Origin of the sequence: Nostoc sp. CHAB 5836, assembly GCF_020829445.1 — a bacterium.
Lineage (GTDB): Bacteria > Cyanobacteriota > Cyanobacteriia > Cyanobacteriales > Nostocaceae > Nostoc.
This window is the reverse complement of the sequence record NZ_JAIVFV010000228.1, coordinates 1-9,323: the sequence shown is the minus strand read 5'-3', so window position 1 is coordinate 9,323 and position 9,323 is coordinate 1. Positions and strand designations below refer to the sequence as shown.

The following is a 9,323-nucleotide window of genomic DNA, read 5'->3' as shown; positions in this document are numbered from 1 at the left end:
GTAGGTTGGCGCAAATAAAGCTAACTGGCTAAGGCTGTCATTTGTCCTTTGTCATTGGTCATTAGTAAAGGTTTTAAGCTTATTTACGTTTCGTAACATACTTGACTTTTTTCGCACCAACGTACTTGTAGTTACATTCAATACTAAACTTTGTGGATTTTACTCAACCAACATCAAACTTTAGTAAGGCAAGCTAGCTCTAGAACACAATAAAAAGAACATAATTATGCCTCGTCGAAAGCGTACATATCGCGTTCTAGAAAAAGCTGAATTGAGAATCGCCGGACTTAAAGCAATTGATCCGAGCATGGATTTTGGGGATGCTCGCAACTTGCAAAATCTCACCCAAGCAATTGAGCAGTATCGTAGTAAAATAGATGCTTACAATACCACTCTAGCTGTAATTGACTCTTATACAAATGAGATGAAAGAGTTGGAAAAAAATTTGAGCGACCTGACTGAAAAAATGCTCCTTGGAGTTGCTTTTAAGTATGGTAAAGACAGTCATGAATATGAAATGGCAGGTGGTGTTCGCAAAAGTACTCGCGTCCGCAGAAGCTTAGTCAACCGCTTAAAAACTGGTACAGAACAACTATCTAATAATAATGCTCAAATCGAGTAAGTAGGTCGGCGCAATTAAAGCTAACTGACTAAGGCTGTCATTTGTCCTTTGTCATTGGTCATTAGTCATTAGTCAAGATTTTAAGCCTATTTACGTTTCGTAGTATACTTTAATTTTTTCGCGCCAACTTACTTAGTAAGCCAAATTAACCTGAGTTCGATGAACCTCTCCCTCCCAGCCTCCCTTTTCGTTTCGGAAAGGGAGGAGCAACGAAAAATTCAGCGAGGTTGAAATTTCACTTAGTTTGAAAGATATTTTGTACCATTTTTTTGTCTGCATTCGCTGCTGCCTTATCCAACTCTGCAATCTCACTGGCGTTTAATTGCCAACCCAACGCACCAATATTCTCCCTAGCTTGTTCCACGCTCTTTGCTCCAGGGATCGGAATGGTTCCTTTATAGATGCACCAATTAATTGCCACCTGTGACATGGTTTTGTTTCTGGACTGTGCCACTTCTCGCAAACATCCCAAAAGCGATCGCATTCCTGGTAATATCTGCCTAAATAGTAGACCTCGGATGCCTTTAGGCAAAGCACCTTGCTCAGAGTATTTTCCTGTGAGTAGTCCCAAAGCTAAAGGGCTGTAGGCAATCAATTTAATTCCCAACTCATCGCAAAGGTCTTTGAGCTTTAGTTGGGTGACAGGATATGTAGACAACAGAGAGTATTGAACTTGCAAAGTAGTAATAGGAATGTCTCGTGCAGCAAACTTTTTCTGTACTTGCTGAAGCCGTTTCGGCCCATAATTGGATAGTCCTACTCCCTTCACCAGTCTTTGCTCATACAAATCGGCAAGACCATCTAACAGCCCTTCTTCTTGCCAGGGAGCATAGTTTCCTGTAGACCAGTGCATTTGCACTAAATCGACGTTTCTTCCCAGGCGTTGAGCAGATGACTTGCAAGCTTTTACCATTGATTGGCGTGTCCATCTCCACGGGTAAGCAGCCAGCTTAGTGGCAATACAAATATTTTCTTTGCTTGAACCTACATATTCTCGGTTAAATCGTCCTAAGAGTAACTCACTCCGACCGTTCAATCTTCCCGTTCCGTAAGAATCACCTGTATCAAATAAAGTCACACCGTTGCTCACACAAAGGTTAAAGACGGCTTGCAACTCGTCATCCATACTTTCGTTATATTCCCAAAGCAGTTGGTTGCCCCAGGCCCAAGTCCCACAGCCCATACTTGGGAGGGAGAGTTTTTGGAGAGTCTGCATCTTTGCTCTCTGTAAATTGCCTTATTAATTATCAGGTATATAGCAGTCCGCTTTGATTTTTAAAATTATTGGCGTGGTGCGCGAAGCGCGATAGACGGGGAGTAGGGAGTGGGAAATCATCTCAATGCAAGCTTAAGCCCTGACTACAAACTAAAAGCTTTTATTTTTTGTGACACTTACGTAAGTCCTAAATTTAAATTTGACAGACTACCAAGTAAGTCGGCAAGAATAAATCAAACTATATTACGAAACGTAAATACATCTTAAACCCTTACAAATGACGAAGGACAAATGACAGCCTTACCCAGTTAGCTTTATTTGCGTCGCTCTACTTATTAAGATATTGACGAATTTGCGAGGAGCCAAGCTTTCTCAGTCCATGCATTATTAAATAACCCAATCTCTGGCACTTTTAATTCAAATGAATGGGGTGGTGATTGTAGCAACAAGGGCGAACTTTTGTCATGGGACTCAACTAAGTTAACTATCCAGGGAAGAAAGTCTAAGATTTCTTTTGGTAGTACAGTTAACTCGAAATCCCACAACATATTAAGACCTCGGCATACTTGTCCTTTTCTGAAGGTCGTCACTCTACCAGCACTCTTGTTAATAGCCAGTCGAAGAATAAATGGGCGCAATGGGACAAATTCGTCAGGTGCTGTATAAGCATATACATTTATATAGTTCAGTCTCTCTCTATGATCCATCCAAGATGCGATCGGTGAGTTACTACTATAAGATGTACCAGTTATGATTACTGGTATATTCATAGCAGCAGCAAAGTTAGAGTAGAACTGACGCCTTAGTTCGCTAACAATATGTTTAGCTTCTGGGTTCATGGTTGCTACTCCTGTGACAAAAACGATATCTACGGTAAGCTACGCTAACGCATGGCTTCATCAGAGACAGTTTTGATACTCCCCTGGCTTTGAGTGGGAATCAGCATAGCTAAGTAGGTCGGCGCAATTAAAGTTAACTGGGTGTCATTTGTCATTTGTCATTTGTCATTTGTCATTTGTCATTTGTCATTAGACATCTCCAGAAATTAAATATGTGTTACCCAGAACCCTTGTAGAGACCTAGCACTGCTACGTCAAAACAATTCTTTTTCACCAGATGTCTATTTGTCATTAGTAAGGGTTTTAAGGTTATTTACGTTTCGTAATATACTTGAATTTTTTCGCACCAAGGTACTTATAGGAATCCTATCTGATTTTGGAACAGGATTTTAGATCAACCGAAGCACAAAAAAAGGCAGACGCCTTGTCTGCCCTCAAGACCTTAGAGTTAATAGCTGCGAGAGCCACCACCACCACCACCACCATAGTTTCCTCGTCTACCACCAGAGGAACCTCCGTCTGTCTTGGGCTTGGCTTTATTAACTTTTAAGCTGCGACCCATCCACTCAGCATTATCAAGGGCCTCAATTGCTGCTGTTTCTTCAGCGTCTGATTCCATTTCTACAAACCCAAAACCTCTCACCCGACCTGTTTCTCGGTCGATAGGCAACTGAACATTTTTGACAGTTCCGTATTCTGCAAAGACGTGCCGGAGGTCTTCTTCTTTAACCTCATAAGATAGATTACCGACGTAAATTGACATAGAATGTCTCCAGAATCAAGGGCTGTAGAGATTTAGATCCGGAGAGGTCTGTAATACAAGTATATATAAAAACAAACTGCACAGCCGAATTTAATCTTTAATGCAGATTTTAACATAATTTGAAAAGTTATGTTCATAAACCAATACGCTTGGGTTAAGCATTTCCTCCTTCTCTCTTCTCTCTTCTCTCTGTGTTCTCTGCGCCTCTGTGGTTCGTAAAAAAAGAGTTTCAGCCCTTTTGTGAACCGTATTGGTTCATAAGCAACACTCAACTTATTGGTTGAGCTAAATACTTGGACAGTTGGCAAAACTATTTTAAAATCGACCTACGAGTGAATGTGAGGTAACAAAAAAATCCCATTTGTGAATAGAAAATATTCAGATAGTGTTAGTAATTTTCCAATTTTATTCACTCATAATTTTGAGAAAGTGCAATTAAATAAAACCAGTGCGATCGCTTCTAACGTAAAATTAATCTCCATCCGGCATTTGCTAACACCTTGACGCCCATGTATTGCGACTACCTGATCCAAATTCTGACTGCCCGTGTGTACGATGTTGCCCAGGAAACACCACTGGAGTATGCGCCAAATTTGTCTGCACGGCTGAATAATCAACTTCTGCTGAAACGTGAGGATATGCAGTCAGTATTTTCCTTTAAACTGCGGGGTGCTTATAACAAAATGGTGCAACTGCCACCAGATATATTAACAAAAGGTGTAATCGCTGCGTCTGCGGGTAACCATGCTCAGGGAGTCGCCCTTGCAGCCAATCGCTTGGGAACTAAAGCGATTATCGTCATGCCAATAACCACACCTCAAGTTAAGGTAGATGCGGTTAGAATGAGGGGTGGAGCAGTCGTGTTACATGGAAATACTTACGATGATGCTTATAGCTATGCCCGTGAATTAGAACTAGAAAAAGGATTGACCTTTATTCATCCCTTTGATGATCCTCATGTCATTGCTGGACAGGGAACAATCGGGATGGAAATTTTACGGCAATATCAGCAACCCATCCATGCAATTTTTGTCGCAATTGGAGGGGGCGGATTAATTTCTGGGATTGGGGCTTATGTGAAACGGTTGCGTCCCGAAATCAAGATTATTGGCGTTGAACCAGTAGATGCTGATGCGATGCATCAATCGCTCCAAGCTGGACATCGGGTGCGCTTGTCCCAAGTGGGGTTATTTGCTGATGGGGTAGCGGTGCGGGAAGTCGGTGAAGAAACCTTCCGTTTATGTCAGCAGTATGTAGATGAAATTATTTTGGTAGATACAGACGATACTTGTGCTGCGATTAAAGACGTGTTTGAAGATACACGATCCATTTTAGAGCCAGCCGGTGCATTAGCGATCGCAGCGGCCAAAGCCTATACTGAACGAGAACAAATCGAAGGACAAACCTTAATTGCTGTCGCCTGCGGTGCAAACATGAATTTTGATCGCCTCCGCTTTGTGGCAGAACGAGCAGAGTTGGGCGAACGCCGGGAAGCGATCTTTGCAGTCACAATTCCAGAGGAGCGGGGAAGTATTCGCCAGTTTTGTGAATGTATTGGCAACCGTAATCTTACGGAGTTTAATTATCGCATTGCTGATGAAAAAACAGCCCATATTTTTGTAGGTGTGCAAATTCAAAACCGTGCCGATGCTGCAAAGATGGTTGAAACCTTTGAAGCTCATGGGTTTGAAACCCTTGATTTAACAGACGACGAACTAACCAAATTACATCTGCGGCACATGGTGGGTGGGCACTCTCCCCTTGCTCACAATGAATTGCTCTACCGTTTTGAGTTTCCCGAACGTCCCGGCGCATTGATGAAATTTGTGACTTCCATGAATCCTGCCTGGAATATTAGTCTTTTTCACTACCGCAACAACGGCGCAGACTACGGGCGAATCGTTGTCGGGATCCAGGTTCCGCCCCACGAGATGGAAGAGTGGCAAGCTTTTCTCGATAACTTGGGCTATCGGTACTGGGATGAAAACAAAAATCCGGCATATAAGCTGTTTTTGGGATAGGTGGACTGGGGAGATGAGGGAGATGAGGGAGATGAGGGAGATGAGGGAGATGAGGGAGATGAGGGAGATGAGGGAGATGAGGGAGATGACAATAGACGGGTAGAGAGAGGGACAAAGAGACAGGAAAAGAATAACAGTCCCAATCTCCAATTTAACGAGAACTACCCTTCAATATCAGATTGGAGTCCCAAGTATAGAAGCCGATTTGATTAGGAACCCTAGAGAATCTGCCTGTCCGATGGCCTCTAGATAGTTCATTCAGCACCTTATTTTTGATCTCTCTAAGTTGCTGAGAATTTAGTTCTCCATAAATTCCGGCGATGACTTCAGCGACGCTGAAAACTTTACCTGGATTTTGTTCTAATAGAGAGGTGAGGGCATCAATTAAGAATAGACCCTCAAAGGCTTTGAGCATCGGTACTGTTTTTGCCGGGGGTATGAAAGGCTTCTTATTTTTGTTTCTAATACTCCTATAAGCAGCATTGCGATTACTTGGCGCTAGCAAACTTAAATCGAGAGTATAACAACCTGGCTCATCGGGAATAGTTACCCAGTAATTCCTTTCTCTGCCTTGGGTGAGGGAAGATTGAACCCTACCTTTAACTACTTTGAATACATCGGAATCCAAGTCTCCATAAAGCGATCGCACGATAAAATCTATATGACACACAGTGCCTATACTCTCTTGCAATAGCTGTTTTATGGCTTCCATTCGCGAGAGAGCGTGCTGGTACTGGGGTAGCATGGGAATTTCCGGCACCTTCATTAAACTATCGTTGTTCTCTGAGGGTGTCTTTATATGCGGTGATCTAGTTAGAAGTTGACTCTCTTTTGTATCAACCGCAGCAGAAAAAGAATTATCTATCTCAAACTTGTCTAAGTCGGTGATATCTGACTCTACAGACCCCATTAAGTTCATTTCATCAATGTCATCAAAGGGGGATAAAAATCGCAGAGGGCCTTCTTGAGAAAGATTTGAGGTTTCATCAGCCGCCGTCAGTGTTGATATGTGCTTATTAGGATCAGAAAAAGACCAGTTAGACAACAGCGCTTCTACATGATTGAGCTGCGATCGCGCCTGCACAAACAGGCGTTCATACTCTTCTGTGAGCCGAGCATAATAGTCTCGTAATTCCAATAGTGGTGAGACAAAGGTACCCGGAGGTGGTTCTAATTGTCCATTTTGAGTCATAAGGCGTCAATCAATTTAAATCGATGTCACTTTTGTAAGACATTGCTCTAGGTTTTGCTTTCTGAGATGTTGGCTGGGATTTCTTAGGCGGTTGGGGAGGGCGACATCTCTCACAATATAAGGGTCGAGGGCCGAAAGTCTCACGCTTTGTCAGATCGTTACACTCTTTACAGACAAACTGGAAAACACGAGTATGAATCTGTCTTTTGTGCGCTCTGACAGTATACTCTCTAACATCAATGAATTTACTTGCCATAATCAGGATTGTGAATTGCCGCCGGTTCAATGTCCTATCAATATAGCTATTCAAGCAAATCAAACTGCATCAGTGTGTGTTTATGTAGAAGTTTTATTCAAATCATTGAATTTCACGCCTAGCATAAAGTGCAGATGAGTAACTTCATAGTTAGCTATTAACTATTCTCTCAGCATATAATTGCTGGTGAGAAAACACTACTACCATTCTTTAGAAGCAGGCTATTTTCATCGCCCTGATCAGAAAAATGGATTGCTATAGTGCAAGCTTATTCACTCCGACTTCTATTGATTGCCAAATCAAGCGATCGCCAGTGTGTCTAACTGCCCATCATCAAATTATCCTACTCTTAACCCCTCTTTTTCATGCTACAGGGGTGATCCTTAAGGAAGATATTTCTGTATAAAGAACAACCGCCTCCTAAAAACAGGAGGCGGTATGCGATCGCTAATTAAAATTAAAACAACGGTTAGAAACCAATACCCTTGGGATAAGACTAAAACCCTTGTCGAGTGGATAGTGTAGAGACGTTGCAATGCAACGTCTCTACAGGCCTATGGTTCTCCAGAAAATCCTTAACCCAAGCGTATTGGGTTAGAAACGGGAGCATCCCAAATGTGCAAAAACCTTAGTCTGCTTCCGCAGACTTCGTTTGCCGCGAATTATAGCGGTTCTCCCTTGGGTGCAGTACAGTTTTGACCTCACTTCCATTCCTCTCTCCTAAGAGGAGAGAGGCTTTGAATCTTACTCCCCAACGCTAGAAGGGAAGGGGCTGGGGGTTAGGTCTGTATTCCATGCAATTGAGAACCGCTATATATTCGTCCTGGGTCTAAGTTGATTTTCAACTTTACAGACTACTCCTGACTAGGGAGCAGTAGGTTGCGATTGAGGTTGTGGACGTAAACGGCGCAAAGAATCCCGCAACTTATTCTGGCTAGCGTTATCTCTTCGCCGCCGCCGATTTGCGGTTGGTTGTGGCTTTTGTGATGAATCCGTAGCTGTTCGCTGACGCTGGATGCGGCGTAAGGACTCTCTTGCACTTCCTTGAGTGCGAGTTGTCCTAGCTCCAGATGATGAGTTTGTCGCAGTATTTTCCCCACTTGGAGGTTGCAACCGCCGACTAAATCCAGATATTGCTGGTCTTGTGGCTCTAGCTTCATTAGATGAGGGTGTAAACTCTCGTCGCCTGCGTCTTGGAACTTCCTCTGTGGAGTTGGCAGTAGTTTGCCGAGTTCTCTCTTCTGCTTGTCTTTGTGCTTGCCGTTCTTGAACTTGGCGCGATCGCCGTGAACCTTTTATGGCAAATTCAGTGGCTATAGATACTCCTTGTCTACCACCTTCTGTGGGTTTTAATTTCCACTCACGCGCTTGTCTGGCTGTTTCTTCATCTAAGTCGCGGTTTCCACTGGAGCGAGCAATCCGCACATTGATAACATTACCTTGTGCATCAGTATCAACAGCTACTTCTACTCTGCCTTCAACTCCTCGCCGTCTTGCTGCCTCTGGATACTTAGCATTACATTCGCGGCAGGCTGCACGACCATTACCATTACCTGAACTGTTAATTTTTGGAGGTGTTGGCGCTGTTGCTACTGTCGGACGGTTTCCTATTTCATTGCCTATACCACTACCAGACCCAGAACCAGTTCCTGAACCCGTACCACTACCAGACCCAGAACCAGTTCCTGAACCCGTACCACTACCAGACCCAGAACCAGTTCCTGAACCCGTACCACTACCAGACCCAGAACCAGTTCCTGAACCTGTACTTAAAGCAACGCTAGACCCAGAACTACTAGAGTTATCTGTCAGGACTGAACTACCGCCGCCTCCGCCACTCCCAGGAGCAACAGTTGTCACAGGGATAAATGGCTTGGGAGCAATTTCCCTATTTGTTGGTTGTAGGTTTTGAGTAGTTTGTTTTGGTTGTTCTTGAACTGACTGAATTTTTGGTCTTTCAACAAATTCTTGTACTGGTTTTTGTACTGGTGGAGTTTCTATAGACTGTTTTTGAACAACTTGTGGTTCTTTTTTAGGTTCTTCTAGAATTTTTTCAAGTGGTTTTTCTGGCTTTGCAGTTGGAGAATCAACGATCGCCACTTCTATTGGTTCGTCTTCTCCTGTGGGCACTCTTGTCAAATAATTACCTATACCAGAGGACAGTACGCCGATATGCAGCGCCAGTGAACCTATTAGACTGTAAGTCAGAAAAGACTTGAGAGCCTCAACTTCTTTGGAACGTTGCTCGACAGTAATGCCAGAAAAGCTCATAGCTATTGCTACCTATTCTCAATCACCAATTATGTGTTCTTGATCACAAACATCTTGTGTTTGCAAACACTGCTAATTTAAACAAAGTAGTAGATCGGCAAGTATCAACCGTACTATGTAACAAAATGTAAAAGATTCAGAAG

9 protein-coding genes are annotated in these 9,323 nt (G+C 43.1%); 2 read left to right on the top strand and 7 right to left on the bottom strand.

The window, feature by feature from the left end; all coding sequences use genetic code 11:
* The first annotated feature begins 226 nt into the window (after positions 1-226).
* Positions 227-622, top strand: coding sequence for a hypothetical protein (locus tag LC605_RS28820; RefSeq protein ID WP_229550870.1), 396 nt, complete (start codon positions 227-229; stop codon positions 620-622).
* Between the two features lie 235 nt (positions 623-857).
* Here the strand turns inward: LC605_RS28820 and LC605_RS28815 are convergent, their stop codons facing one another.
* The 3 genes from LC605_RS28815 to LC605_RS28805 form a co-directional block, all read right to left on the bottom strand.
* The gene (locus LC605_RS28815; RefSeq protein WP_229550869.1) at positions 858-1,838 is read right to left on the bottom strand and encodes an aldo/keto reductase; all 981 of its coding nucleotides are present in this window, start codon (positions 1,836-1,838) and stop codon (positions 858-860) included.
* 335 nt (positions 1,839-2,173) lie between these two features.
* Positions 2,174-2,677, bottom strand: coding sequence for a hypothetical protein (locus tag LC605_RS28810; protein ID WP_229550868.1), 504 nt, complete (start codon positions 2,675-2,677; stop codon positions 2,174-2,176).
* A gap of 448 nt (positions 2,678-3,125) precedes the next feature.
* The gene (locus LC605_RS28805; protein WP_229550867.1) at positions 3,126-3,440 is read right to left on the bottom strand and encodes an RNA-binding protein; all 315 of its coding nucleotides are present in this window, start codon (positions 3,438-3,440) and stop codon (positions 3,126-3,128) included.
* Between the two features lie 509 nt (positions 3,441-3,949).
* On the opposite strand from LC605_RS28805, the gene ilvA reads away from it, so the two are divergent.
* The gene (gene ilvA, locus LC605_RS28800) at positions 3,950-5,461 is read left to right on the top strand and encodes a threonine ammonia-lyase, biosynthetic (RefSeq protein ID WP_229550866.1); all 1,512 of its coding nucleotides are present in this window, start codon (positions 3,950-3,952) and stop codon (positions 5,459-5,461) included.
* On the opposite strand, the gene LC605_RS28795 is transcribed toward ilvA, so the two are convergent.
* From LC605_RS28795 to LC605_RS28780, 4 genes are all read right to left on the bottom strand, one after another.
* Positions 5,407-5,604 (bottom strand): hypothetical protein, encoded by a 198-nt coding sequence (locus LC605_RS28795; protein ID WP_229550865.1) that lies wholly within the window; start codon positions 5,602-5,604, stop codon positions 5,407-5,409. The genes ilvA and LC605_RS28795 overlap by 55 nt on opposite strands.
* Before the next feature lie 8 nt (positions 5,605-5,612).
* The gene (locus LC605_RS28790) at positions 5,613-6,653 is read right to left on the bottom strand and encodes a hypothetical protein (RefSeq protein WP_229550864.1); all 1,041 of its coding nucleotides are present in this window, start codon (positions 6,651-6,653) and stop codon (positions 5,613-5,615) included.
* A 10-nt stretch (positions 6,654-6,663) separates the two neighbouring features.
* On the bottom strand, positions 6,664-6,909 hold the full coding sequence (locus tag LC605_RS28785) for a hypothetical protein (protein WP_229550863.1): 246 nt from the start codon (positions 6,907-6,909) through the stop codon (positions 6,664-6,666).
* A gap of 864 nt (positions 6,910-7,773) precedes the next feature.
* The gene (locus tag LC605_RS28780; protein ID WP_229550862.1) at positions 7,774-9,180 is read right to left on the bottom strand and encodes an energy transducer TonB; all 1,407 of its coding nucleotides are present in this window, start codon (positions 9,178-9,180) and stop codon (positions 7,774-7,776) included.
* Positions 9,181-9,323 lie beyond the last annotated feature (143 nt).